Genomic DNA, 24,996 nt, shown 5'->3' on the forward strand with positions numbered 1-24,996 from the left:
CCCGTGATTACTTCCGTTCTGGTGGCGAACCGCGGCGAGATCGCATGCCGTGTCTTCCGCACCTGCCGTGAGCTCGGCATCCGTACCGTCGCGGTGCACTCGGACGCCGACGGCGACGCGCTCCACGCGCGCGTGGCCGACGCGGCGGTAAGGCTGCCGGGGGCGGCGCCCGCCGACACGTATCTGCGCGCCGATCTGATCGTGAAGGCGGCCCTCGCGGCCGGCGCCGACGCCGTGCACCCCGGCTACGGCTTCCTGTCCGAGAACGCCGACTTCGCGCGTGCGGTGGGCGAGGCGGGCCTGGTGTGGATCGGCCCGCCACCCGAGGCGATCGAGGCGATGGCCTCCAAGACGCGCGCCAAGAAGCTGATGGGCCTGGAGCCGCTGACCACGGTCACCGCCGACGACCTGCCCGTCCTGGTGAAGGCCGCGGCGGGCGGCGGCGGACGCGGGATGCGTATCGTGAGGGAACTGTCCTGTCTGGACGCCGAGGTGACGGCCGCGCGCGCCGAGGCCCTGAGCGCCTTCGGCGACGACGAGGTCTTCGTCGAGCCCTACGTCGAGGGCGGACGCCATGTCGAGGTGCAGATTCTCGCCGACACGTACGGCACGGTGTGGGCGCTGGGCACTCGCGACTGCTCCCTCCAGCGACGCCACCAGAAGGTGATCGAGGAGGCCCCCGCACCGGGTCTGACACCCCGGCTCACCGCCGACTTGTGCGCGATGGCGGTACGGGCCGCCCGCGCCGTCGAGTACGTGGGCGCCGGCACCGTGGAGTTCCTGGTCGCGGACGGCCGGGCGCACTTCCTGGAGATGAACACCCGGCTCCAGGTGGAACACCCCGTCACGGAAGCCGTGTTCGGCATCGACCTGGTGGCCCTGCAGATCCGCGTCGCGGAAGGCGCGGCCCTCGACGGCGAACCGCCACGCGCGCGTGGCCACGCGATCGAAGCCCGGCTCTACGCCGAGGACCCGGCACGGGACTGGGCTCCGCAGACCGGCACGCTGCACCGCCTCGCCGTACCGGACGTGCGCCTGGACACGGGGTACACGGACGGCGACTCGATCGGCGTCCACTACGACCCCATGCTCGCCAAGGCCGTGGCTCACGCCCCCACGCGCGCGGAGGCGATCCGCAGACTCGCGGGTGCCCTGGCAAGGGCCGAGGTCCACGGCCCGGTCACCAACCGGGACCTGCTCGTGCGCTCCCTGCGCCACGAGGAGTTCACGGCGGCACGGATGGACACCGGCTTCTACGAGCGCCGTCTGCCCGAGCTGACCGGTTCCGCCCCCGACCCCCACGCCCCCCTGGCCGCCGCGCTCGCCGACGCCCACGGCCGCTCACGGTTCGGCGGCTGGCGCAACCTGCCCTCGCAGCCGCAGGTCAAGCGGTACCTCATGGCGGGCGAGGAACACGAGGTCCGCTACCGGCACACCCGCTCGGGTCCGGTCGCGGACGGCGTACGTGTGCTGCACACCGACGCCCGTCTTGTGATCCTCGAAGTGGACGGCGTACGGCGGAAGTTCGAGGTGTCGCGCTACGGCGACCAGGTGTACGTCGGACCGACCGCCCTCACCGCCCTGCCCCGCTTCCGCGAACCCGCCGCCGACCACGCCCCCGGCTCCCTGCTGGCCCCGATGCCGGGAACGGTCGTACGCGTCGCCGACGGCCTCGTCGTCGGAGCCGCCGTACGGGCCGGGGAGCCCCTGCTGTGGCTGGAGGCGATGAAGATGGAACACAAGATCACGGCACCGGTCACAGGAACGCTGAGCGCCCTCCACGCCGCTGCCGGCCGGCAGGTGGAGGTCGGCACATTGCTGGCTGTCGTGGACGACAACGCGCCCCGATAGGGGCGCGGGGAACGGCGCGAGCAACCACGAAGAACTCGCACTCGGGAGACCGACATGAGCCCCATCCTCGAAACCGACGAACACAAGGCCCTCCGCTCAGCCGTGGCCGCGCTCGGCAAACGCTATGGCCGCACCTACCTCACCACCGTCGTCGCAGAGAACCGCCCTCCCACCGAACTCTGGTCGGAGGCGGCCAAACTCGGCTACCTCGGTGTCAACCTGCCGGAGGCCCACGGCGGCGGAGGCGGCGGCATAGCGGAACTCTCCATCGTCCTCGAGGAGCTGGGAGCAGCGGGCTGTCCTCTCCTCATGCTCGTCGTCTCGCCCGCCATCTGCGGCACGGTCATCGCCCGCTTCGGCACCGAGGCACAGAAACGGACCTGGCTCCCCGGTATCGCCGACGGCACGCGCACCATGGCCTTCGGCATCACCGAACCCGATGCCGGCTCCAACTCCCACCGCATCACCACCACCGCCCGCCGCGATGGCGTCGACTGGATCCTGAGCGGCCGCAAGGTGTTCATCTCCGGTGTCGACATCGCGGACGCGACCCTGATCGTGAGCCGCGCCGAGGACGCCCGCACCGGCAGGCTCAGGCCCTGTCTGTTCATCGTCCCGCGGGACGCCCCCGGCTTCGAGCGGCGGCGGATCGACATGGAACTGGCCGGTGCCGAGAAGCAGTTCGAGCTGACCCTCGACGACGTACGGCTGCCGGCCGAAGCGCTCGTCGGCGACGAGGACGCGGGACTGCTCCAGCTGTTCGCCGGCCTCAATCCCGAGCGCGTGATGACCGCTGCCTTCGCGATCGGCATGGGCCGCTACGCCCTGTCCCGCGCCGTCGAGTACGCGCGCGACCGTACCGTCTGGAAGCAGCCCATCGGCGCGCACCAGGCGATCGCGCACCCCCTCGCCCAGGCCCACATCGACCTCGAACTGGCCCGCCTGATGATGCAGAAGGCCGCCCACCTCTACGACGCCGGGGACGACATCGCCGCGGGGGAGGCCGCCAACATGGCCAAGTACGCGGCCGGGGAGGCCTGTGTGAAGGCCGTCGACCAGGCCGTGCACACCCTCGGCGGCAACGGCCTCACCCGCGAGTTCGGGCTCGCCTCGCTCATCACGGCCTCGCGCGTGTCTCGAATCGCACCGGTGAGCCGGGAGATGATTCTCAACTACGTTTCCCACCAGAGCCTGGGCCTGCCGAAGTCGTACTAGCCCCCGGCAGCGCCCGCAGCCGTACAAAGCGGTACAGAGCCGTACGAGGAGGAACCGTGTTCCGGAGCCAGTACGCGGACGTCCCGGCCGTCGAACTCCCGATCCACGAGGCGGTACTGGGCCGCGCCGCCGAGTTCGCCGAGCTGCCCGCCCTGATCGACGGCGTGGACGGCACCAGCCTCACGTACGAGCAGATCGACCGGTTCCACCGGCGGCTGGCCGCCGCCTTCGCGGAGGCGGGCGTGCGCAAGGGCGACGTGCTCGCCCTGCACAGCCCCAACACGATCGCCTTTCCCACCGCCTTCTACGCCGCCACGCGCGCGGGAGCCTCGGTCACCACCGTGCACCCGCTCGCCACCGCCGACGAGTTCGCGGGGCAGCTGCGCGACTCGGCCGCCCGCTGGATCGTCACCGTGTCGCCCTTCCTGGAGACGGCGCGCACGGCCGCCGAAAAGGCGGGCGGCATACGGGAGATCTTTGTCTGCGACAGTGCGCCCGGCCACCGTTCCCTGATCGACATGCTGGCCACCAACGCGCCCGAACCCCACGTCGGCATCGACCCGGCCGAGGACATAGCGGCCCTGCCGTACTCGTCGGGGACCACGGGCGTCCCCAAAGGCGTGATGCTCACCCACCGCTCCATCGCCACGAACCTCGCCCAGCTCCAGCCGCTGGTCGCGTCCGGACCGGGCGACCGCATCCTCGCCGTGCTGCCGTTCTTCCACATCTACGGGCTCACCGCCCTCATGAACGCGCCCCTCAGGCTGGGCGCCACGGTGGTCGTACTGCCCCGCTTCGACCTGGAGACGTTCCTGGCCGCCATCGAGAAGCACCGCATCACGGGCCTGTACGTCGCCCCGCCCATCGTCCTCGCCCTCGCCAAGCACCCGGCCGTCGAGGGCTACGACCTGTCGTCCCTGAAGTACGTCATCTGCTCCGCCGCACCCCTGGACGCCGGCCTGGCCGCCGCCTGCTCACGGCGGCTCGGAATCCCGCCCGTCGGCCAGGGCTACGGCATGACCGAACTGTCGCCCGGTACGCACGTGGTCCCCCTAGACGCCCGGAACCCGCCCCCGGGCACGGTCGGCAAGCTCATCGCCGGCACCGAGATGCGCATCCTCTCCCTCGACGACCCGGACAAGGACCTCGGCGTCGGCGAGGCCGGGGAGATCGCCATCCGCGGACCCCAGGTGATGAAGGGCTACCTGGGCCGGCCGGAGGCGACCGACGCGATCATCGACCGGGACGGCTGGCTGCACACCGGGGACGTCGGCCGGGTCGACGCCGACGGCTGGCTGTTCATCGTCGACCGCGTCAAGGAACTCATCAAGTACAAGGGCTTCCAGGTGGCCCCCGCCGAACTGGAGGCACTCCTGCTGACCCACCCCGAGATCGCGGACGCCGCCGTCATCGGCGTCCACAACGACGACAGCAACGAGATCCCGCACGCCTTCGTGGTGCGCCGCCCGGACGCGGACGGCCTGTCCGCGGGAGAGGTCATGATGTACGTCGCCGAACGCGTCGCCCCGTACAAACGCATCCGCGGCGTCACCTTCATCGACGTGGTGCCGCGGGCCGCCTCCGGCAAGATCCTCCGCCGGCAGCTGAGGGAGCGGTCATGACCGGACTCGTACGCTCCGCCCACGACCGCGGCATCACCATCCTCACCCTCGACTCGCCCGACAACCGCAACGCCCTGTCGGCCGCGCTCGTCGACGCGCTGGCGGACGCGCTCACCCGCTGTGCCAAGGACCGCGAGGTACGCGCCGTCGTCCTCACCCACACCGGCAACACCTTCTGCGCGGGCGCCGACCTGCGCGACCCTCCCGACCCCGACGCGCTGGTCGGACTGCTGCGGCAGATCGTGGAGCTGAGCAAGCCCGTCGTCGCCCGGGTGACCGGACACGTACGGGCGGGCGGCCTCGGCCTGCTGGGCGCCTGCGACATCGCGGCCGCCTCCACCGCGGCCACCTTCGCCTTCACCGAGGTACGCATCGGCGTCGCCCCCGCCGTCATCTCCCTGCCCCTGCTGCCCCGCACGGACCCCCGCGCCCTCGCCCGCCACTGCCTCACCGGCGAACGCTTCGACAGCGCCGAGGCCGTACGCGCCGGGCTGCTCACGGCGGCAGGCGACGACGTCGACACGGTCCTCGCACCGGTGCTCGACGGCCTGCGCCGGGCCTCGCCCCAGGGCCTGGCCGAGACCAAACGGCTGCTCACGGCTACTGTGCTGGAGGCCTTCGACCGGGACGCGGCCGACCTGACCGCGCTCTCGGCCCGGCTGTTCTCCTCGCCGCAGGCCCGCGAGGGAATGACGGCCTTCCTCGAACGACGGGACCCGATATGGGTGGTGTGAGATGGGTATGGACCTGAGCACGGTCGAACGCGTCCCCAAGCAGGACCGCAGCCGGGTGACCCGGCAGAGGCTCCTGGAAGCCGCCGTGGCCTGCCTCGCCGAACACGGCTGGGCAGGCTCGACGGTCTCCGTCGTCGCCGAACGCGCCGGCGTCTCCCGGGGCGCCGCCCAGCACCACTTCCCCACCCGCGAGGACCTGTTCACGGCGGCCGTCGAGTACGTCGCCGAGGAGCGCTCCACGGCGATACGGACGCTGTTCCCGCAGGGCGCCGCCGACCGTCGCGCGGTGGTCGAGGCCCTCGTCGACCTCTACACGGGGCCCCTGTTCCGGGCCGCCCTGCACCTGTGGGTGGCCGCCTCGAACGAGGACCAGCTGCGCCCGCGCGTCACGGAACTGGAGGCGCGCGTCGGCCGCGAGACCCACCGCATCGCCGTCGACCTGCTCGGCGCCGACGAGTCCCGGCCCGGCGTCCGCGAGACCGTCCAGGGCCTGCTCGACATGGCCCGCGGCCTGGGCCTCGCCAACCTGCTCACCGACGACGCCGTCCGACGGGAACGGGTCGTGGCCCAATGGGCGGCGCTCCTCGAGGGGGCGCTGGGCTGCTGAGGGAGCCGTCAGCGGCGCAGGCCCGCGCCGGTGTGAACCAGGACGCATCCGCACCGGCCACACCGCAGTACTCTTGCCCCATGCTTCCGATGCTCGTCCGACGCCGGCACGTGGACTACGTGCGCGTCACGAGCATGGGCTGTCGGCGCTCTGCCTGACCCAGCCCCTCCTCTTCTTCCTCCCCGTGGCACCCGGGACTCCGCCCCACCCTCGGCGGCCGCCCGTGCCCCCGTACACCCTGCGGACGCATCCCATGACGAACCCGTCGTACGACCAGCTCCCGATCATCGACCTCGCCGCGGCGGACCGCGGCCCCCAGGCCCGAGCGCTGCTCCATGCCCAGCTCCACAGCGCAGCCCACGACGTGGGCTTCTTCCAGCTCGTCGGGCACGGCGTCCCCCAGGCCGAGAAGGACGCCCTGATCGGCACCATGCATGCCTTCTTCGCACTCCCCGAAGCCGACCGCCTCGCCCTCGACAACATCCACTCGCCCCACTTCCGCGGCTACACCCGCACCGGTGACGAGCGCACGGGCGGTGCCCGCGACTGGCGGGACCAGCTCGACATAGGGGCGGAACGGGCCGCCCGCACCCCGGGTCCCGGCGAACCCCCCTACTGGTGGCTGGAAGGCCCCAACCAGTGGCCCGCCGCCCTCCCCGGGCTCCGCACCGCCGCGCTGACCTGGATCGACCGGCTCAGCGGCGTCGCCCAGCGGCTGCTGCACGAGCTGCTCACCGCCATCGGCGCACCCCCGGACTTCTACGCCCCGGTCTTCGGCGACCGCGCCCACCCCCACCTCAAGCTCGTGCGCTACCCGGGCAGTGCGGACGACGGCGCGGACCAGGGCGTCGGCGCGCACAAGGACTACGGCTTCCTGACCCTGCTGCTCCAGGACCAGGTCGGCGGGCTCCAGGTGCAACGCGAGGACGGACTGTTCCACGACGTGCCGCCGCTGGAGGGCGCGTTCGTCGTCAATCTGGGCGAGCTGCTGGAGGTGGCCACCAACGGCTATCTCCTGGCCACCAACCACCGCGTCGTCTCCCCGCCCGGCGCCACCGAGCGGTTCTCCGTCCCGTTCTTCTACAACCCGCGCCTGGACGCCCGCGTCGAACCGCTGCCCTTCCCGCACGCCGCCACCGCGCCCGGCATCACCGACGACCCCGCCAACCCGCTGTTCGCCGAGTACGGCTTCAACGAGCTGAAGGGCAAGCTGCGCGCCCACCCGCTGGTCGCCGAACGCCATCACGCGCAACTGCTCGCCGCCGCGTGAGCGTCCTCCCGCGCGGGCGAGGACCAGGCGCCCGCGCGGGAGCGCCGCCGATCAGTGCGCGATGTCCGCGTACCCCTCGACCTCCTGAGGGCTGCGCGGACCGGGGCCCACGTACCGCGCGGACGGGCGTACCAGCCGGCCCGTGCGCTTCTGCTCCAGGATGTGCGCCGACCAGCCGGCCGTACGGGCGCACGTGAACATCGACGTGAACATGTGCGCGGGGACCTCGGCGAAGTCCAGCATGATCGCCGCCCAGAACTCGACGTTCGTGGCGAGGACACGGTCGGGACGGCGGTTGTGCAGCTCCTCCAGGGCCGCCTTCTCCAGTGCCTCCGCGATCTCGAAGCGCGGCGCACCCAGCTCACGCGCCGTACGGCGCAGCACACGGGCCCGCGGGTCCTCGGCGCGGTACACCCGGTGGCCGAAGCCCATCAGCCGCTCGCCCCGGTCGAGCGCCTTCTTCACATACGCCTCCGCGTCGCCGGTGCGCTCGATCTCCTCGATCATGCCGAGGACACGGGACGGGGCACCGCCGTGCAGTGGCCCGGACATGGCGCCCACCGCACCCGACAGCGCGGCGGCCACGTCCGCGCCCGTGGACGCGATGACCCGCGCCGTGAACGTGGAGGCGTTCATGCCGTGCTCGGCGGCCGAGGTCCAGTAGGCGTCGACGGCGGCGACGTGCTTCGGGTCGGGCTCGCCACGCCAGCGGATCATGAACCGCTCCACGACGGAGTGCGCCTTGTCGATCTCGCGCTGCGGCACCATCGGCAGGCCCTGGCCACGGGCGGACTGGGCGACGTAGGACAGCGCCATGACGGCGGCGCGGGCCAGGTCGTCGCGGGCCTGCTCCGCGTCGATGTCGAGGAGCGGTTTCAGGCCCCACACGGGGGCCAGCATGGCGAGTGCCGACTGCACGTCCACGCGGATGTCGCCGGAGTGCACCGGGATCGGGAACGGCTCGGCGGGCGGCAGCCCGGGGTTGAAGGCTCCGTCGACGAGCAGCCCCCAGACATTGCCGAACGAGACATGGCCGACCAGTTCCTCGATGTCGACGCCCCGGTACCGCAGGGCCCCGCCTTCCTTGTCCGGTTCGGCGATCTCCGTCTCGAACGCGACGACTCCCTCGAGCCCGGGTACGAAGTCGGACATCAGGCGGCTCCTCGTGATGTGTGCGGCGGATGTGGTCTGTGGGTTCCCGTCGGCCGCCGTCCGGGACCCGGTGGGACGGAATCGCGTGGCGGACGTCAGCTGTCGGAGAGGGGTCGCCACCCCGGTTCCGCGGTCATTCGCAGTCGTTCTCAAAAACTCGCGGTCCGGAACGGTCACCCGGGTGATGCCCCGATCGGTCGGCGGTCACCCAACCCGAACGGCATCAGCACGATATCCCCGAGTGCCACCTTTGGGGAGAGTGTGCGGCACTCAGTGCCACGCAGTGATGAACCACACCCCCATCGGCGCTCAGGGCCCATACGGCAAGATGACGGCGTGACCGACCGTTTCCCGGACGAACCCGTACCCGAACCCGCAGCTGAACGCCCATCCGAGCCCGCGCCCGAGCCCCCCGCCGCATCCGCCGAGGAGCCGGCCCTCGAGCCCATCGTCGAACACGCGGCCGAAGGCCCCATCGAGGACCTCGCCGACAACCCCGCCGAGATGCGCGCGCACTACCGCGCCGAGGGCCTCGACGAGTCGTCGCTCGCCGCCCACCCCATGGACCAGTTCGCCCGCTGGTTCAAGCAGGCCGCCCAGGCCGCCGTCCAGGGGATGATCTACGAGCCGAACGCGATGGTCGTCTCCACGGCGGACGTGGAAGGACGCCCCAGCGCACGCACGGTCCTCCTGAAACAGTTCGACGAACAGGGATTCGTCTTCTACACCAACTACGACTCCCGCAAGGCCCAGGAGCTGGCGGCCAACCCGTACGTCTCGCTGCTCTTCCCCTGGCACCCCATGGCCCGCCAGGTCATCGTCACCGGCACTGCCCGCCGCACCGCCCGTGACGAGACCGCCGCCTACTTCCGCACCCGGCCCCACGGCTCCCAGCTCGGCGCCTGGGCCAGCGTCCAGTCCTCGGTCATCTACTCCCGCGCCGAACTCGACGGCGCATACGAAGAGCTGAGCGCCCGCTACCCCGAGGGCTCACAGGTCCCGGTCCCGCCCCACTGGGGCGGCTTCCGCATCGCCCCCCGGACGGTCGAGTTCTGGCAGGGCCGTGCCAACCGCCTCCACGACCGCCTCCGCTATGTCGCGGAACCGAACGGCACCTGGCGCGTGGAACGCCTCAGCCCCTGAACGCAGACGACCCGCGAGCTCGGGTCCTCCGCCTGACGGCGGAGAAGCCGGCCGGACGTACCGGCGAGCTCGCGGGTCGGGTGACTGCTTTGGATTGGGCCGGCTGCACGCATCTCGCACGCGCTGGTCCGGCACCGCACTCGGTGTGGTGACGGGCCGCTAGCCCGCAGCCACCTCACGCGTCCGGTTCTCATACATCTGCCGAACCACCTCCCTTCCGTGTACTTCACACCCTAAGAAGCTGCTGAAGGCCAATCAACCGTTTTTTTGAGGTACTGGCGGCTTTTCGAGGTACTGGCGGCGAGGTACGGCGCGAGGTACGGCGGCGCTGCTTCCGGCCGGACGGAGGCACGGAAATCCGGGCGTGACGAATTTCGTCCCATCTTTCGGGAAGGAGATGTGGGCTGTGTCACGTTCCAGTTGAATGAAGGCAGTGAGCGGACGAACGCGCCGTACGTGCGGACGCAGCAGCCTGCAGGGGGTTCAGGTGAGTGCTTCCCGGCGTAGTGGGACCACGGACGAGTTGGGGCCCGGTGAGCCTGAGCGGGATGGTTCGGACCTTCTCGCCGCGCTCCTCGACGGCATGGACGCGGCTTTGTGCGCCTTCGACGCCGACGGGGTCGTGACCCACTGGAACCGGGAGGCCGAGCGGATTCTGGGGTGGTCCGCGGCCGAGGCCGTGGGGCGGCGCGGGTTCGCCGGGTGGGCCGTGCGGGAGGCCGACGCCGCGGAGGTCGAGGCGTGGCTCATGTCCGCGATGCAGGCCCCGGGACGGCAGGTGCACGAGTTCGCGCTGCTCACCAGGGACGGCGGGCGGGTGCTCGTACGGACCCAGTCGGCGGCGGTGCGAGGCCCGGAGGGAAAGCCCGCCGGGGTGTACTGCGCCTTCAGCGAGGTCCACGCGCAGATCGATCTGGAGCGGTCGATCGCGCTGAGCGAGGCCCTGTTCGAGGACGCGAGCTGGGGTGTCGTGGTCGTCGACGCGGACCTGCGACCCGCCGTCGTCAACGCGCACGCGGCCCGGGCGCTCGGCATCGGGCGTACGGCCGTGCTCGGACGGCCGCTCGGGGATCTGCTTTCCCAGGGCGTCGAGGAGCTGGAGAGCGCGCTGACCCATGTGCTCGCCGAGGGGGCCACGCCCGCTCCCGCGGAGATGTGGGTGAGCGTGCGGACCGCGGAGGGCGAGAATCGGCGGTGCTGGCGCAGCGGGTTCCTGCGGCTGTCCTCCCCGCTCGCGGAAGAGCCGGTTCCGCTCGGTGTCGGCTGGCTGTTCCAGGACGTCACCGAGGCCAAGCAGACCGAGCAGGAGGCCGCGCTGCTGCGCTTCCGCTCCAACCAGCTGCATCGCGCCGCGCGGGCGGCCGCGGAGTGCGAGGACCCGGGGGAGGCGGCCACCGTCCATCTGGACTTCGCGCTCGCCGGGTTCGCCGATCACGCGCTGATCGACCGGGTGGCGGGCGGTTGGATGGCGGAGGGGGAGGAGCCGGTGCGGCTGGTGCGGGTCGCCGAGACACCGTCCGGCGCGCCGGGGCCGAGCGTGCTCTCCGGGAAGGCGGGGCTGCCGGTGCGGTACGGCGAGGGTCATCCGGCGGTGCAGTGCGTGGAGCGCGCGGGGTCCGTGCGGGCCGGAGCGGGTGACGTCACCGCGGAGCGGGCGCGGGAGTGGGCGCTGGCGCGGCAGTGGCCCGGCGACGCGGTGCACGCGTTGTGCGCGGTGTTGCGCAGCCGGGGCCGGACACTGGGCGTGGTGACGTTTCTGCGGGGTGCCGGGCGCAACCGGTTCGAGCGGGCCGACGCGGTGTACGCGGAGGATGTGGCGGTGCGGATCGCCGCCGCGCTGGACCTGGCCGACGTGTGCGACCGGACGCCCGAGGTGTAGATACGGCTATGCCTGGCGGTAGAAGATCCGGTCGCCGTACTCCTGCAGTACCCGGCCGTTCCACTCGTGGCCGCCGTCGACGTTCCCGGACCTGAGCAGGGGCGGTTCGATGCCGCGGTCGGCGAGGGCGCCCGCCGCCGTGGCCATGACCGCCTGGAGCAGTGCGGTGGTGACGACGGTGGAGGCGGGGGCGAAGGGGGCGGGGATGGCGTCGAGGGTGAGCTCGGCGTCGCCCACCGCGATCTTCGAGTCGAGGACGATGTCGCAGTGGTCCTTGAGGTACGTGCCGGAGGCGTGCCGCGATTTCGTCTCGGAGGCGTAGGCCACGGAGGTCACTCCGATGACCTTGGCGCCGAGCGCGCGGGCGTTGACCGCCATCTCCACCGGGAGCGCGTTGCGGCCGGAGAGGGAGATGATCACGAGGAGGTCGCCGGCCCGGACCGGGCTGGAGTCGAGGACAGCGCTCGCCAGTCCGTCGACCCGCTCCAGCGCGGAGCCGAGGGTGGCCGGCATGACGTCGACGCCGACGACACCGGGGACGGCGAGCAGGTTCATCAGCGCGAGGCCGCCCGCGCGGTAGACGAGGTCCTGGGCGGCCAGCGAGGAGTGTCCGGCACCGAACGCGAACAGTCGGCCGCCCGCTTCGACGGTGTCCGCAATGAGGGTGCCGGCCGCCGTGATCGGTTCCGCGTCCTCGTCGCGCACCCGCTTCAGCAGCCCGATCGCCGCGTCGAAGAACCGCCCGGCCAGCTCGCTCCCGCCTCGCGGCTCCGCGCTCCTCGGCTCCTCGCTCATCGGCGACGCCCCTTCGCACCCGTGACGGCCCGTGTCGCGGATCACGTTGCGGTCTGGACCAGCGCCGTGTCAATACGGCGCTGCCGGGGCCCCGGGAACCAGCGGGTGCGCGCAACCCCGTGGTTTCCTTGCCGCGCCACGGTTGTCAGTGGGATGCGTCAGAATTGAATGCAGGGCCAGCGCACACGCCGGTGAGCCGTCGAGCCTCCGGCAGATCTCATCGAGGGGCACGTATGTCCGGACTGATCGACACCACGGAGATGTATCTCCGCACCATCCTCGAGCTGGAAGAGGAAGGCGTGGTCCCCATGCGCGCCCGCATCGCCGAGCGGCTCGACCAGAGCGGGCCGACGGTCAGCCAGACGGTGGCGCGGATGGAGCGCGACGGCCTGGTCTCGGTCGCCGCGGACCGTCATCTGGAGCTGACGGACGAGGGCCGTCGCCTGGCCACGCGCGTGATGCGCAAGCACCGTCTCGCCGAGTGCCTGCTGGTCGATGTGATCGGGCTGGAGTGGGAGCAGGTGCACGCCGAGGCGTGTCGCTGGGAGCACGTGATGAGCGAGGCGGTGGAGCGCCGGGTGCTGGAGCTGCTGCGCCACCCCACCGAGTCGCCGTACGGAAACCCGATCCCGGGCCTGGAGGAGCTGGGCGAGAAGGACGGTGCCGACCCGTTCCTGGACGAGGGCATGGTGTCGCTGGCCGAGCTGGATCCGGGCACGGACGGCAAGACGGTCGTCGTACGCCGTATCGGTGAGCCCATTCAGACGGACGCCCAGTTGATGTACACGCTGCGGCGGGCGGGTGTGCAGCCCGGCTCGGTGGTCAGCGTGACGGAGTCCCCCGGCGGTGTGCTGGTCGGCAGTGGCGGCGAGGCGGCCGAGCTGGAGTCGGACATCGCGTCCCACGTCTTCGTCGCCAAGCGCTAGGCGGCCGTCGAGCGCCCCGAGCGCTCTGCCCCCCGTCAACCGGTGTGACGGAAGGGGTGGTTGTGATGTTTTCGCGATCCTTCCGAAACCAAGATTCAGTGTGCGGAATCGCAGCGCTCCGGCCGTTCCCGTGCGAGGCTGTCGCGTGAGGCATATGACCTGAGGGCTCTTGGCCGGGGGGTGACAGCGATGTCACGTGGTCGGGGAGGGTGGGAGGATGTGCCGCAGACATAGGGAGGGCCCCGGCGCCCAAGAGCGCCGGGGCCTGTCCTCCCCTGTGCTGACCCGGAGCCCCGAGCTCTCAGGGTCATCCCCCGCGGACCGTTTTTCCCCGAGCGGTCCGCCTCCCGCTGAAGATCTCCCCGCGAAAGCGGCGGCCAATCCTCGAGGGATGTCACTCGAAGGAGGGGTGTTGATCCCCGAGGCCCCATTTTCGAATGGCCATTCGATAGCGTGAGGGCGACACCCGGCGACAGCGGTGACCGGCAACACCAGCAGGAGCAGCAGTACGACACCGGCAGTACGACGAGAGCGTGGACCGACCGCCCGAAGCGGGAGCAAGCGGTCCGAGCGGAGCAGGGGGGTGCCAGGACGATGGTGCGGCGCATCGACATGACCGGAGCGGGCGGCCTACGCCTTGCCGCATGGGAGTTCGCCGACCCTCCCAAGACCGGAGAGGAGCGGGTGCCGGGCGTGCTGTTATTGCACGGGCTCATGGGCCGCGCCTCGCACTGGGCGTCCACGGCCCGCTGGCTCTCCGAGCGGCACCGCGCCGTCGCGCTCGACCAGCGCGGCCACGGACAGAGCGACAAGCCGCCCGAGGGCGAGTACACGCGTGAGGCCTACGTCGACGACGCGGAGGCCGCCCTCGCACAGCTCGGCCTCGCCCCCGCCGTCCTCATCGGCCACGCCATGGGCGCCCTGACCGCCTGGCAGCTCGCCGCGAAACGCCCCGACATGGTGCGCGGTCTGATCATCTGCGACATGCGGGCCTCCCCGCTCGGCGCCGCCTCGCAGCGCGAGTGGGAGGACTGGTTCAAGTCCTGGCCGCTCCCCTTCGCCACCCTCGCCGATGTCCGCAAGTGGTTCGGCGAGGACGACCCCTGGGTGGAGCGCCCGAACCCGGCCCGAGGTGAGTTCTACGCCGAGGTGATGGCCGAGTCCGAGGACGGCTGGCGGCCCGTCTTCGAACCGGGGCAGATGCTGAAGTCCCGCCAGACCTGGGTCTACGACGCGCACTGGGAGGAGCTGGCCCAGGTGCGGTGCCCGGCCCTGGTGGTCCGCGGTCTGGACGGCGAGCTGGGCCGCGCGGAGGCTCAGGAGATGGTCCGCGTCCTGCCGCACGGCCAGTACGCGGAGGTGGCGGACGCCGGCCACCTCGTCCACTACGACCAGCCGGAGGCATGGCGCGCGGCGATCGAACCGTTCCTGGACGGGGCGCTCACCCCGTGACCGCCGCGGACGCCTGCCGACTGCCCGCGGCGCCGCTGACCGCAGTCGGCCGCGCCCGTTGACCGCCGCGGCACCTGTTCCGCGGCCGACGGCCGCCGTCAGCCTTCGTGCCTGCGGACTGTTGCCGCGCCGGCCGGCTGTTGCCGTGCCTGCTGACCGCCGCCGTGTCTGGGGATCGCTGCCCGTGTCTGCGGATCGCTGCCCGTGCCCGCTGCCCGTGCCCGTGCCCGCTGCCCGTGCCCGTGCCCGCTGCCCGTGCCCGCTGACCGCTGCCCGTGCCCGCTGATCGCTGCCCGTGCCCGCTGATCGCTGCCCGTGCCCGCTGATGGCCCTGCGCTGCCTGTGCTCGCCGCTAGCCCTTGCTGACTGCTGTCAGGATCTCCGGTAGCCGTCGTGCCGTCCGGGGAGCGGCGAGGCGGAGGCCGAGCAGGGTGATCAGGGCCCCGTAGGCGGCGCCCGCCGGCAGCAGGAGCCAGGTCCGGGCGTCCCCGCCCGCGGCCACGTTCAGCCAGATGGTCGCCGCGATCATGGGCGCGGAGAGCAGAGCCGCCGAGATCATGCCGCCGAAGATGGAGATCCAGGCGAGTCCGGTCTGCCCGGGAGCCACGTTCTTGTAGCCCTCCTGCGGGATCGAGTAGGGGAAGCGGGCCGAGCACCAGGCGCCGGTGGCCAGCATTGCGCCGAGCAGGGCGTAGGACAGCCCGAGCACCTCGGGCAGCCTCGGCCAGGCGCCGAGCACCGCGGTCGTCACGACGGTGACGAGGGTCGCGTACGGCAGTGTGATCAGCAGGAGCGCCAGCGCCCGGCCGCGCAGTTCGGTGTATGCGTCCCGGGCGGAGGAGATCGTCATCGCGACCATCCAGAACGCGGAGGTGTCCTGCCCGAACTGGTTGTACATCTGGATGCCCAGCATCCCGGCAGCGAAGCAGGCGAAGTAGATCGAGCCGGTGCCCTGGAGGGCGTTGAAGACCGGGACGATCAGCCCGATGGCGAGCGAGGTCACCCAGGCCGCCTTGGTCTTGGGGTCGCGCCACACATAGCGCAGGCTGCGCTCCATCACCGTGCCGGTGCGGCCCGGGGGCAGCAGCCGGGACAGGCCCGCCGAGCCGCGCTGCCGGGGGCCCGGTTCGGCGGCCTGGAGCGTCGACTGGTCCGGCGAGGTCATCAGCTTCGTCAGCGTGCGGGACCACAGGGTCAGCAGGCCCGCCAGCGCCGCCGCGCTCAGCGTGAGCTGGGCGGCCCCGGTCCCGTACGACCCCTTGCCCATGGAGTCGACGGCGGCGATCGCGGAGGCGGGCGGCACCCAGCGCAGTACCTCCCCGACCGGGTCCAGCTGGGACAGCCCGGCCGAACCCAGTTGCCGTGCGCCGAAATTGACCAGCTGCGCGCCGATCGCGACGACAAGTCCGCTGAGGACGGCCAGGTCGCGGCCCTTGCGGCTGGTCAGCAGCCGGATGTTGGCGGCGGCGACGGCCCGCGCGAGTGCCACGCACACCAGCAGTGCCAGGGCGACGGCGACGACGGCGGTGCCGTAGGCGGCCGGGCCGTGTGCCACGGAGATCACCGACCCGGTGAACAGGCAGACCGTGAACAGGGGCCCGATGCCGACCAGCGACGCCGTCAGCAGGGCCCGTACGAGGGGCCGCGGGCGCAGTGGCAGGACCACCAGGCGCGTCGGGTCGAGCGTCTCGTCCCCGCTGGGGAAGAACAGGGGCATCACTGCCCAGCCGAGCGCCATGACCATGACGGCCAGCACCGCGACCGTGGCGGCGTGCGCGTTGCCGCGCAGGGCGATAAGGCCGATCAGTTGCAGGGCAGCGAACAGGAGGACGACGACGAGCGACGCGATGTACGCGGCCCGCCGCCCGGCGGACTGCCGCAGCCCGTTGCCCAGCAGGGACAGCTTGAGCCGTACGACGGTGGAGGTGAGACCAGTGCTCATCGCGTGCCGCCGCCGAGCCAGTCGAGGTTGGTGCCGGGGGTGCGGCCGTGGGCGCCGACCAGTTCCAGGAACGCCTGCTGGAGGGTGGGCGCGCTGCCGCGTACCTCGGCGATCGGGCCGTGTGCGCGGATGCGCCCCGCGGCCATGACCGCCACCCAGTCGCACAGCGACTCGACCAGCTCCATGACGTGGGAGGAGAAGACGACGGTGGCGCCGGAGGCGGTGTACCGCTCCAGGACGCCGCGGATGGTCTGTGCGGAGACCGGGTCCACGCCCTCGAAGGGCTCGTCCAGGAAGAGGACTTCGGGGTTGTGGAGGAGGGCGGCGGCGAGCCCGATCTTCTTGCGCATGCCGGTCGAGTAGTCGACGACGAGCTTGTGCTGGGCTCCGGCCAGGTCGAGCACGTCGAGAAGCTGGGTGGCCCGCTTGTCGACCTCGGCGCCGGGCAGTCCGCGCAAACGGCCCGTGTAGGCGAGGAGTTCGCGCCCGGAGAGGCGTTCGAAGAGCCGGAGTCCCTCGGGCAGGACGCCGATGCGGGCCTTCACCTCGACCGGGTCGCGCCACACGTCGTGCCCGACGACCTCGACGGTGCCCTGGTCGGGCCGCAGCAGCCCGGTGACCATGGACAGAGTGGTGGTCTTTCCGGCGCCGTTGGGCCCGACGAGCCCGATGAACCGTCCGGCGGGCAGCTCCAGATCGATCCCGGCGACGGCGATCTGCTCCCCGAACCGTTTCCAGAGCCCTCGCACCCGTACGGCGGCCGTCCCCGCCCCAGATCCATCGTTCATATGAGAACCCTACGAGGGCGGAAGCGTCCCGTGAGGGGCAGGGGCAGGGGCAGGGGCAGGGGCAGGGGCATTGATACGGATACCGATACGGGCACCGGCAACGCAGCGCAGGCCGCGTCCGCTAGCGATCCCTCCCGCACGCATACGCCAACGGGGAGATGAGCTCCTCCGCATCCGGCAGCCACCGGTTCGCGGGTGTGGGCCGGCGGGCCCACTGCACGGCGCCCCGTGACCCGTAGCGCGTGGGCGGAGCGGCCACGTACGCGCCCTCGCCGAGCGTGACCAGGTCGAGCGAGGCGGGGGACCAGCCCAGCTTCCGCACCAGATCGGGGACCTTCGCCGACGCCCCGGGGAGCACGAAGAACTGCATGCGCCGGTCCGGGGTCAGCGTCACGGGCCCGAGCGTCAGCTCCATGCGCTCCATACGCGCGAGCGCGAGGAAGCCGGCGGTCTCCGGCACATCGACCGCGTCGAAGGTGCGCCCGGTGGGCAGCAGGATCGAGGAGGACGGCTGCTTGGACCACAGCCGGCGCGCGACGGTCGCGCTGCCGGTCGCCTGCGTCGCCCAGTCGTCGCGCGCCGGGTGCGCGCCGGGCACGGTGCACTCGGGCTGACCGCAGGAGCAACGGTGCATCCCGTCCGCGGCCTCCAGCCAGGTGCCGGGGAACACGTCCCAGTGGCGTTCCTCGGCGTATCGTACGGCGGCTTCCAGGAGCGAATCGCCGCGCTGCTTCGGGATGAGGGCAGTTTCGGGGCCCGCGATGGTCTCTTCCACGAAGAGCACAACTCTAGCCGTCACGGGTGGTTACGCCCTGTGCCGGAGCCCATCTCCGGTACGAGCAACGGCTTTTGGGCATGTCCTTTTTATCCCGCATGCGCGGGGGAGGAGCACCGTTCCAGGGGCGGGGCGCATGGGTGCACGGGCGGGGGCGCGCACGGGGAACGGCCGCGGGGGCTGGGTAACCACGTGAGGGGTACGGCACCGGCCGTTACCCCGGCAATCCTCGCATGTCCCGCATTAGAGGCATGTCCGCTGGGCATCGATCTTCACGGCCGGATCTTTTCGGCGCACAGGAAGGTGTTCCGGAGGGCCGGTCGCTGAAGACACGTCAACTCGGCGCGTGGCCAGGCACCGCAGCCACGCGGTGTACCGAGCCGTCAAGCAGGGAGTACGCCATGGCCGCCAGGCCTCTCGTCGCGCGACAGCCGAACGAACGGCTGCAGGCGCTCATTCAGGAAGCGGGCTGCTCGAACGCGGGGCTCGCCCGCAGGGTCAACATGTGCGGCGCTGAACACGGCCTCGATCTGCGCTACGACAAGACGTCGGTGGCCCGCTGGCTGCGCGGACAGCAGCCACGCGGCCGGGCCCCGGCGATCATCGCGGAGGCGCTGGGCCGCAAGCTGGGGCGTACGGTCACGATCGACGAGATCGGCATGGCCAACGGCAAGAACCTCGCCTCCGGCGTGGGCCTGCAGTTCTCGCCGACGGTGCTCGGCGCCATCGAGCAGGTCTGCGAGCTGTGGCGCAGCGACGTCGGCCGACGCGACTTCCTGTCGGGTTCCTCGGTCGCCGCGTCCGCGCTGGTCGAGCCGAGCCGTGACTGGCTGATCTCCGCGCCGGACTCACAGGTCGCGCGCTCGGCCGGCCCGCGGGTGGGGCTCTCGGACGTGGCCGCGGTGCGGGCGATGACGCAGGCGCTGGTGGATTTGGACCACCAGTACGGCAGCGGGCATGTGCGCCCGGTCGTCGTGCACTACCTCAACAGCGTCGTCTCCGGGCTGCTCGCGGGCTCGTACCGGGACACCGTGGGGCGTGAACTCTTCGCCGCGGTCGCTCGGTTGACCGAACTCGCCGGGTACATGGCCATCGACACCGGTCAACCCGGGCTCGCCCAGCGGTACTACATCCAGGCGCTGCGGCTGGCACAGGCGGCGGGTGACCGCGGGTACGGCGGCTATGTGCTGGCCGCCTCCATGAGCCATCTCGCGGCACAGCTCGGAAACCCGCGCGAGATCGCGCAGTTGGCGCGCGCGGCTCAGGAGGGGGCACGCGGGCGGGTGACGCCACGGGCGGAGGCGATGTTCCATGCCGCCGAGGCGCGTGGGCACGCGCTCATGGGCGACGCGCGGGCCGCGCAGCTCGCGTCGGGGCGCGCGGTCACAGCGCTTGAGGCGGCCGACACCGCGTCCGGGGACGACCCGGCGTGGATCGCCCACTTCGACCGGGCGTATCTGGCAGACGAACTGGCGCACTGCCACAGGGACCTGGGGCAGGCCGAGGCGGCGGCACGGCAGGCGGAGGACGCCCTCGCCGGGCACCCCGCCTCGCGTGCCCGGCGCCGGGCGATCGGCTATGTGCTGCTCGCCACCTCGCAGGTGCAGCAGCGCGAGGTGGAACAGGCCTGTCATACGGGCCTGAAGGCCGTGGAACTGCTCGGCACGCTGCGATCCAACCGTGGTGCCGAGTATCTGGAGGATCTCCAGCAGCGGTTGGAGCCGTACCGGGAGGAAGCGGTGGTGCGGGAGTTCGGGGCGCGGCTGGACCTGGCCGCGGCTGCTTGATGCGACCCGGGTCCGGGGCACCGTCACAGGGCTTCGCCCCGGCCCCGGGACGGCGCCCCGGTCCGGGGCCCGATGCTGCGAGTCCGCTGTGTGGCCGGTCGCGCCCGCGGCGGAGCCGCGTGCTGTGCAGATCCGCGACCTACGGGGCGCCGCCAATGCGTGAAGCTCTGGGTAACAAGATGTGAGCGGCGCGTGGAGGCGCGGGGCCGGCAGTAATCAGCGGCCCGGGTCGCGGATTTGTTACTGCTGTCACATGGGTACAAGGTCACGCCCTGTGCAGCGTGGCATGCGGCTCGGAGGACCCGGTAGCGTGAGCCGACGATTCCGAAGGTCCCCCAATCGTAGGAGTCCCGGTGACGCAGAGTGGACAGGGCGAGGAGCCCTCGGCGCAGCCCGCGCGCGAAGGCATCGTGCTGCCTTCCGACGGCGGCGAGCCCCTGCTGCCGGGCCAGACGGGCCGAGCGGGCGGTTCCACGGCCCCGGCGGGCGGCCACGGTGCGGCGCCCGCGCCCGGCCCCGGAGGTCAGGCCGCCCCGGCGGGCGGACAGTCCTGGGGCCAGCCGTGGGGTCCGGGGCAGTCGGCCCAGACGCCGCCGCCCGCCCAGGGCTGGGGCGGCGACGCGGGACAGCAGTGGAGCGCGCCCGGGCAGACGACCGCACCGGACTGGGGTGCCCAGGGAGCGCAGTCGTCCTGGGAGGCCTCGGACTCGCGGCCGGCCTGGCGCGGGGACGAGGCATCCCAGCAGCCGCAGTCCGGGCCGGGACAGCCCCTGCCACCACAGACGCCCCAGCCGGGTGCCGGTGCCGGGCCGTTGCCGCCCGAGGGCACGCAGGCGTCGTACGGCGCCGACGCGCAGTCTGCGCCCCAGGGCGCGCAGGATGCGCGGCACGGCGCACAGCCCCTGCCGCATGCCACGCACTCCGCGCCCCTGCCCCCCGCTTCGGGTGCAGCGCCCCTTCCTCCCGCGACGGGTGCGCCCCTGCCGACCGCCGACGAGGCCGCCACGCAGTACCTTTCGCCGGTGGCGACCGCGCCCGACGAAGGCGCGACCCAGTACATTCCGCCCGTCGCCGCCACGCCCGACCAGGGCGCGACCCAGTACCTCCCGCCGGTGGGGCCGGGCATGCTGCCGGCGGAGGCGCCCGGGGACGAGGCGACGCGGTTCCTCGGCCGCGCCGTGGGCGGCCCGCCGCCGTCCGCCGGCCCCGACGCGCAGGCCACGCAGTACCTCCCGCCCGTACCCGGGCATCCGGGCCCGGCGCCCTACGGGGTACGTCCGGGTGCGCCCGGCGGTGACCGGCAGCCGCCGACGGAGTTCGACAACCTCTTCCGCAGCGACGCAGGTGGCGCCCGGGACACCCAGAACCTGCCGCGGTTCGACGCGGCGGGCGCCCCGGGCGCACCGGCGGGCCGGGCGGCCGGACGGCTGGGCGACGACGACGGCGGCGGTACCCGCTCGCGCGTACCGCTCATCGCGGCCGTCGGTGTCGGCATCGTCGCGCTGGGCATCGGCGCCGGTGCCCTGCTCGGCGGCGGTGGCGACACCGGCGGCAAGACCGACAACAGCAAGACCGTCTCGGCGACCGGTCCCGCGGCGGACGCCTCCGGGTCGGGGGCCGGTGACCCGGCCAAGCAGCAGGCCGTCGCGCTCGACAAGCTCCTCGCCGACAGCGGCAACAGCCGCGGCTCGGTGATCAAGGCGGTCGCCGACGTCAAGGCCTGCCAGAACCTCGGCCAGGCGGCCGCCGATCTGCGCAACGCGGCCGACCAGCGCAACGGCCTGGTGACCCAGCTGTCCGGACTCGCGGTCGACAAGCTGCCCCAGCACGCCGAGCTGACCGCCGCGCTCACCACCGCGTGGAAGGCGTCCGCGGAGGCCGACACTCACTACGCGGCCTGGGCGGACCAGGTCTCGCGCAAGAAGGGCTGCAAGGACGGCCACGCGCGTGATACGGGTCAGGCCGAGGCGGGCAACCGCGCCAGCGGCACGGCCAGCGCCCAGAAGACGAAGGCCGCGAGCCTGTGGAACGCCATCGCGCAGCAGTACGGGCTGACCCAGCGCCAGCCGGTCCAGCTGTGAGCCGAGGGGTGTGCGCCGCCCGTGAGGACACCGGCGCACACCCGCGGACGGCTCAGCCGTTCGTCGTCTCCCCGAGCGTCTTCGACACGTTCACGAAGCCCTTGTGGGCTGCCAACAGCTGACCGTCGCGTACGACCTGGAAGGTCACGTCGGAGTTGACCAGGCGGGGGAAGCCGACGACCGCGGTCAGGTCCTGCAAGCGCCAGCTGAGGGTCGGGGTGAGGCCGCCCGTGTCCACCTTGAGGCCGTTGTCGAGGGCCGAGTGGATCGTGCGCGCGGTCACCTCGCCGCCGCCGAGCGAGTCGATGACCTTCTTCAGGACCGTGTACGCGATCCACGTGGTCTGCACGCCCACGTCCGCCGGATCGATCCGGTTGTCGCCGAAGGCCTCCTCGCGGATCACCTGCTTCATCGGGGCCCAGCGCGCGTCCGTCGCCTCCGGGTACCAGCCGGTGACGTACGCCCCTTCGTAAGGCCCCGAGCTGCCGCCGGACGCGTCCACGACCGACTGGTCCACGCTGCCGAGCACGGAGGCGGTGCGCACCGCCGGATAGTCGCCGCTCAGCCGGCGGAAGGAGTCCATGAAGGTTCCCGTGCGGTCGTCCAGCGCGGGTACCACGCACCCCTTCTTCAGCGGATTCGACGTCGTCCGCCGCAGTGCCTGCTGGGCCTGGTCGTCGAACGAGTTGGCGTCGTCCGCCGCGCGCACGTCCTCGGCCGTCGTGTGCTTCCCCGCCTTGAGCCCCGAGTTCAGCAACAGGGGGAGCTGGTCGCCGGCGACGGTGTCGGGGCGCACCAGCGCCACCGGACCGCAACTCTTGCCCAGCTCTTCGCCGAGGCCGGCCAGCAGAGCGGGCTGGCCGCCGTTGACGGGGTAGGAGAGCACGCTCTTGAACTCGTCGTCGGTGAGTCCGTAGCCGCCGATATAGGGGATGCCGGCCGACTCCAGCGGGGAGAGGAAGGAGGACGCGTACTGGCTGTAGGAGCCGACGACGGCGACGACGTTCTCCTTGACGGCGAGCCGGGCGCACTTGGCGGCGCCCACGTAGTCGTTGTGTTCGTTGCAGGTCAGGACGTCGAGCTTGCGCCCGTGCAGGCCGCCGTGCGCGTTGACCCAGCGCGCGTAGGCGCTCGCCATCGCCGGCATGCCCGGCTTGTTGGTCGATGTTGTGTTCTCGGGTGCCCAGGTCATGACGGTCACGGGGTCGCCCCCGGCTTCCCCCGTGGTGCCGGGAACGACGCCGCAGGCGACTGCAATCGACGCACACGCCACCAGCGCGCCTGCCGACAGCAGGGCGGTCCTGACGCGGGGAGTCGCGGCTCTGCGGACGGAGCCAGGTTCGCGGGGCCGGGTGGGGGAAGAGCTGGTGCGTCGCCTGCCGGTCATGGACACGCACGATTCCGTCACACAGCTAACCCGTAGGTGACCCGTGATCAACGGTGGGTGACACAGAGGTGAATTACGGGGGTCGATGCTCTGGATTTCACCGGGAACGTACGATCGGTGACCGTGCAAGGTTCGGAGAACTCTTCCCGTCGCGGGCGTCGCTCATCCACCATGGGCGGCATGCCACTGAACGACATGCCGTGGTGGCGCTGGCGCAGCAATGTGCGCTCCGCGCTGCACATGCTCTCCGATCCCGTGTTCCAGCGGGACGTCTGGCTGGCCGGTGTCGAGGGGTACGGCGACTTCACCGACGCCGTGTACCGCCTGGTCGAGGACACCTGGCTGGACAACTGGTCCGCCGAGAAGTACGTCGGCACGATCTTCCGCGACTCGCAGGAGGCGGCGCTCGTCGACACCGCCGTGCTGCGGGTGCTGCGGATCATGCACCAGGTCGGCCCGGACGCGCCGGTGCAGACGTACTTCGACCACCACGGGTGGCCGGAGGCGGTGCGCGCGGCGCGGGACGCCCACGTGCGGCTCGCCACGAGCGACGGCGAGGACCCGGACGCCCCGCCGCGCACGCTCGAGGTGCTGCGGATCCTCACGCGGACCGCGTAGGCCGTCCGCTGGGCCGTCCGCTGGGCCGTCCGGGTGTCGGGACGGCAGTCCGCACAGACACGCGGACATGAGACCCTGGCGTGCATGAACGAGCAGTCCACCCGGCCCACGGCCCGCGCCGACCAGTACGTCCTCACCCTGTCCTGCCCGGACAAGCAGGGCATCGTGCACGCCGTGTCGAGCTACCTCTTCATGACCGGCTGCAACATCGAGGACAGTCAGCAGTTCGGCGACCACGACACGGGACTGTTCTTCATGCGGGTCCACTTCTCGGCGGAGGCGCCGGTGAGCGTGGACAAGCTGCGCGCGAGTTTCGCGGCGATCGGTGACTCCTTCCACATGGACTGGCAGATCCACCGGGCCGACGAGCAGATGCGCGTCATCCTGATGGTCAGCAGGTTCGGCCACTGCCTGAACGACCTGCTCTTCCGCGCCCGGATCGGCGCGCTGCCCGTCGAGATCGCGGCGGTTGTGTCCAACCACACCGAATTCGCCGAGCTGGTCGGCTCGTACAACCTCCCCTTCCACCACATCCCGGTGACGAAGGACACCAAGCAGGAGGCCGAGGCGAGGCTGCTGGAGCTGGTCGGGGAGCTGGACGTCGAGCTGGTGGTCCTGGCCCGCTACATGCAGGTGCTCTCGGACGACCTGTGCAAGCAGCTCAGCGGCCGGATCATCAACATCCACCACTCGTTCCTGCCGAGCTTCAAGGGCGCCAAGCCGTACCACCAGGCGCACGATCGCGGCGTGAAGCTGATCGGTGCCACCGCGCACTACGTCACCGCGGACCTGGACGAGGGCCCGATCATCGAGCAGGAGGTCGAGCGGGTGGGCCATGACGTGACGCCGGACCAGCTGGTCGCGATCGGCCGCGATGTGGAGTGCCAGGCGCTGGCGAGGGCGGTCAAGTGGCACGCCGAGCGGCGGATCCTGCTGAACGGGCGGCGGACGGTGGTGTTCGCGTAGGCCCTG

At 71.9% G+C, this 24,996-nt stretch carries 20 protein-coding genes; 14 read left to right on the forward strand and 6 right to left on the reverse strand.

Annotated elements, in window-relative coordinates; translation table 11 throughout:
- Positions 1 to 3 precede the first annotated feature (3 nt).
- From AAW14_RS10580 to AAW14_RS10605, 6 genes are all read left to right on the forward strand, one after another.
- Positions 4 to 1,851 carry an acetyl/propionyl/methylcrotonyl-CoA carboxylase subunit alpha gene (locus tag AAW14_RS10580; protein ID WP_265562388.1) on the forward strand — a complete coding sequence of 616 codons (1,848 nt, stop codon included), beginning with the start codon at positions 4 to 6 and terminating at the stop codon, positions 1,849 to 1,851.
- Positions 1,852 to 1,905: 54 nt separating this feature from the next.
- Positions 1,906 to 3,066 (forward strand): acyl-CoA dehydrogenase family protein, encoded by a 1,161-nt coding sequence (locus AAW14_RS10585; protein ID WP_265562390.1) that lies wholly within the window; start codon positions 1,906 to 1,908, stop codon positions 3,064 to 3,066.
- 56 nt (positions 3,067 to 3,122) lie between these two features.
- Positions 3,123 to 4,688 (forward strand): 4-coumarate--CoA ligase family protein, encoded by a 1,566-nt coding sequence (locus tag AAW14_RS10590; RefSeq protein ID WP_265562393.1) that lies wholly within the window; start codon positions 3,123 to 3,125, stop codon positions 4,686 to 4,688.
- Positions 4,685 to 5,422 carry an enoyl-CoA hydratase family protein gene (locus tag AAW14_RS10595; protein ID WP_265562394.1) on the forward strand — a complete coding sequence of 246 codons (738 nt, stop codon included), beginning with the start codon at positions 4,685 to 4,687 and terminating at the stop codon, positions 5,420 to 5,422. The genes AAW14_RS10590 and AAW14_RS10595 overlap by 4 nt, the downstream gene beginning before the upstream one ends.
- Before the next feature lie 7 nt (positions 5,423 to 5,429).
- The gene (locus AAW14_RS10600) at positions 5,430 to 6,029 is read left to right on the forward strand and encodes a TetR/AcrR family transcriptional regulator (protein WP_416223283.1); all 600 of its coding nucleotides are present in this window, start codon (positions 5,430 to 5,432) and stop codon (positions 6,027 to 6,029) included.
- Between the two features lie 253 nt (positions 6,030 to 6,282).
- A complete protein-coding gene (locus AAW14_RS10605) occupies positions 6,283 to 7,299 on the forward strand; it encodes an isopenicillin N synthase family dioxygenase (RefSeq protein WP_265562398.1) in 1,017 nt (338 codons plus the stop codon).
- A 51-nt stretch (positions 7,300 to 7,350) separates the two neighbouring features.
- Here AAW14_RS10605 and AAW14_RS10610 read toward each other — a convergent pair whose 3' ends face one another.
- Positions 7,351 to 8,451 (reverse strand): citrate synthase 2, encoded by a 1,101-nt coding sequence (locus tag AAW14_RS10610; protein ID WP_265562400.1) that lies wholly within the window; start codon positions 8,449 to 8,451, stop codon positions 7,351 to 7,353.
- Between the two features lie 504 nt (positions 8,452 to 8,955).
- Between AAW14_RS10610 and pdxH the strand changes: the two genes are divergently transcribed.
- Both pdxH and AAW14_RS10620 read left to right on the forward strand, forming a co-directional pair.
- Positions 8,956 to 9,594, forward strand: a complete 639-nt coding sequence (pdxH, locus tag AAW14_RS10615) for a pyridoxamine 5'-phosphate oxidase (protein WP_265562485.1) — start codon at positions 8,956 to 8,958, stop codon at positions 9,592 to 9,594.
- A 487-nt stretch (positions 9,595 to 10,081) separates the two neighbouring features.
- Positions 10,082 to 11,473 (forward strand): PAS domain-containing protein, encoded by a 1,392-nt coding sequence (locus tag AAW14_RS10620; RefSeq protein ID WP_265562402.1) that lies wholly within the window; start codon positions 10,082 to 10,084, stop codon positions 11,471 to 11,473.
- A gap of 6 nt (positions 11,474 to 11,479) precedes the next feature.
- On the opposite strand, the gene AAW14_RS10625 is transcribed toward AAW14_RS10620, so the two are convergent.
- Positions 11,480 to 12,268 (reverse strand): SIS domain-containing protein, encoded by a 789-nt coding sequence (locus AAW14_RS10625; RefSeq protein WP_265562404.1) that lies wholly within the window; start codon positions 12,266 to 12,268, stop codon positions 11,480 to 11,482.
- A 233-nt stretch (positions 12,269 to 12,501) separates the two neighbouring features.
- Between AAW14_RS10625 and AAW14_RS10630 the strand changes: the two genes are divergently transcribed.
- Positions 12,502 to 13,194 carry a metal-dependent transcriptional regulator gene (locus AAW14_RS10630; RefSeq protein ID WP_265562406.1) on the forward strand — a complete coding sequence of 231 codons (693 nt, stop codon included), beginning with the start codon at positions 12,502 to 12,504 and terminating at the stop codon, positions 13,192 to 13,194.
- A gap of 594 nt (positions 13,195 to 13,788) precedes the next feature.
- Positions 13,789 to 14,646, forward strand: a complete 858-nt coding sequence (locus tag AAW14_RS10635; RefSeq protein WP_265562487.1) for an alpha/beta fold hydrolase — start codon at positions 13,789 to 13,791, stop codon at positions 14,644 to 14,646.
- Positions 14,647 to 14,998: 352 nt separating this feature from the next.
- Here the strand turns inward: AAW14_RS10635 and AAW14_RS10640 are convergent, their stop codons facing one another.
- The 3 genes from AAW14_RS10640 to AAW14_RS10650 form a co-directional block, all read right to left on the reverse strand.
- Positions 14,999 to 16,588, reverse strand: coding sequence for a transporter (locus AAW14_RS10640; protein ID WP_265562408.1), 1,590 nt, complete (start codon positions 16,586 to 16,588; stop codon positions 14,999 to 15,001).
- On the reverse strand, positions 16,585 to 17,376 hold the full coding sequence (locus tag AAW14_RS10645; protein WP_265562410.1) for an ABC transporter ATP-binding protein: 792 nt from the start codon (positions 17,374 to 17,376) through the stop codon (positions 16,585 to 16,587). Before AAW14_RS10645 ends, AAW14_RS10640 begins: the two co-directional genes overlap by 4 nt.
- A 121-nt stretch (positions 17,377 to 17,497) precedes the next feature.
- Complete coding sequence (locus AAW14_RS10650) at positions 17,498 to 18,160, reverse strand: bifunctional DNA primase/polymerase (RefSeq protein ID WP_265562489.1); 663 nt, start codon at positions 18,158 to 18,160, stop codon at positions 17,498 to 17,500.
- Positions 18,161 to 18,552: 392 nt separating this feature from the next.
- Here AAW14_RS10650 and AAW14_RS10655 point away from each other — a divergent pair, with 392 nt between their 5' ends.
- Positions 18,553 to 19,938, forward strand: coding sequence for a transcriptional regulator (locus tag AAW14_RS10655; RefSeq protein WP_265562412.1), 1,386 nt, complete (start codon positions 18,553 to 18,555; stop codon positions 19,936 to 19,938).
- 353 nt (positions 19,939 to 20,291) lie between these two features.
- Positions 20,292 to 22,019 carry a hypothetical protein gene (locus AAW14_RS10660; RefSeq protein WP_265562414.1) on the forward strand — a complete coding sequence of 576 codons (1,728 nt, stop codon included), beginning with the start codon at positions 20,292 to 20,294 and terminating at the stop codon, positions 22,017 to 22,019.
- Positions 22,020 to 22,071: 52 nt separating this feature from the next.
- Here the strand turns inward: AAW14_RS10660 and AAW14_RS10665 are convergent, their stop codons facing one another.
- On the reverse strand, positions 22,072 to 23,406 hold the full coding sequence (locus tag AAW14_RS10665) for an ABC transporter substrate-binding protein (protein WP_265562416.1): 1,335 nt from the start codon (positions 23,404 to 23,406) through the stop codon (positions 22,072 to 22,074).
- Between the two features lie 117 nt (positions 23,407 to 23,523).
- On the opposite strand from AAW14_RS10665, the gene AAW14_RS10670 reads away from it, so the two are divergent.
- Together AAW14_RS10670 and purU are read left to right on the forward strand one after the other, a co-directional pair.
- The gene (locus AAW14_RS10670) at positions 23,524 to 24,024 is read left to right on the forward strand and encodes an SCO4402 family protein (protein WP_265562418.1); all 501 of its coding nucleotides are present in this window, start codon (positions 23,524 to 23,526) and stop codon (positions 24,022 to 24,024) included.
- A gap of 84 nt (positions 24,025 to 24,108) precedes the next feature.
- A complete protein-coding gene (gene purU, locus AAW14_RS10675; protein ID WP_265562420.1) occupies positions 24,109 to 24,990 on the forward strand; it encodes a formyltetrahydrofolate deformylase in 882 nt (293 codons plus the stop codon).
- Positions 24,991 to 24,996: the final 6 nt, after the last annotated feature.

The sequence above is a fragment of the Streptomyces hygroscopicus genome, assembly GCF_026168105.1.
In the GTDB taxonomy this organism is placed as follows: domain Bacteria; phylum Actinomycetota; class Actinomycetes; order Streptomycetales; family Streptomycetaceae; genus Streptomyces; species Streptomyces hygroscopicus_D.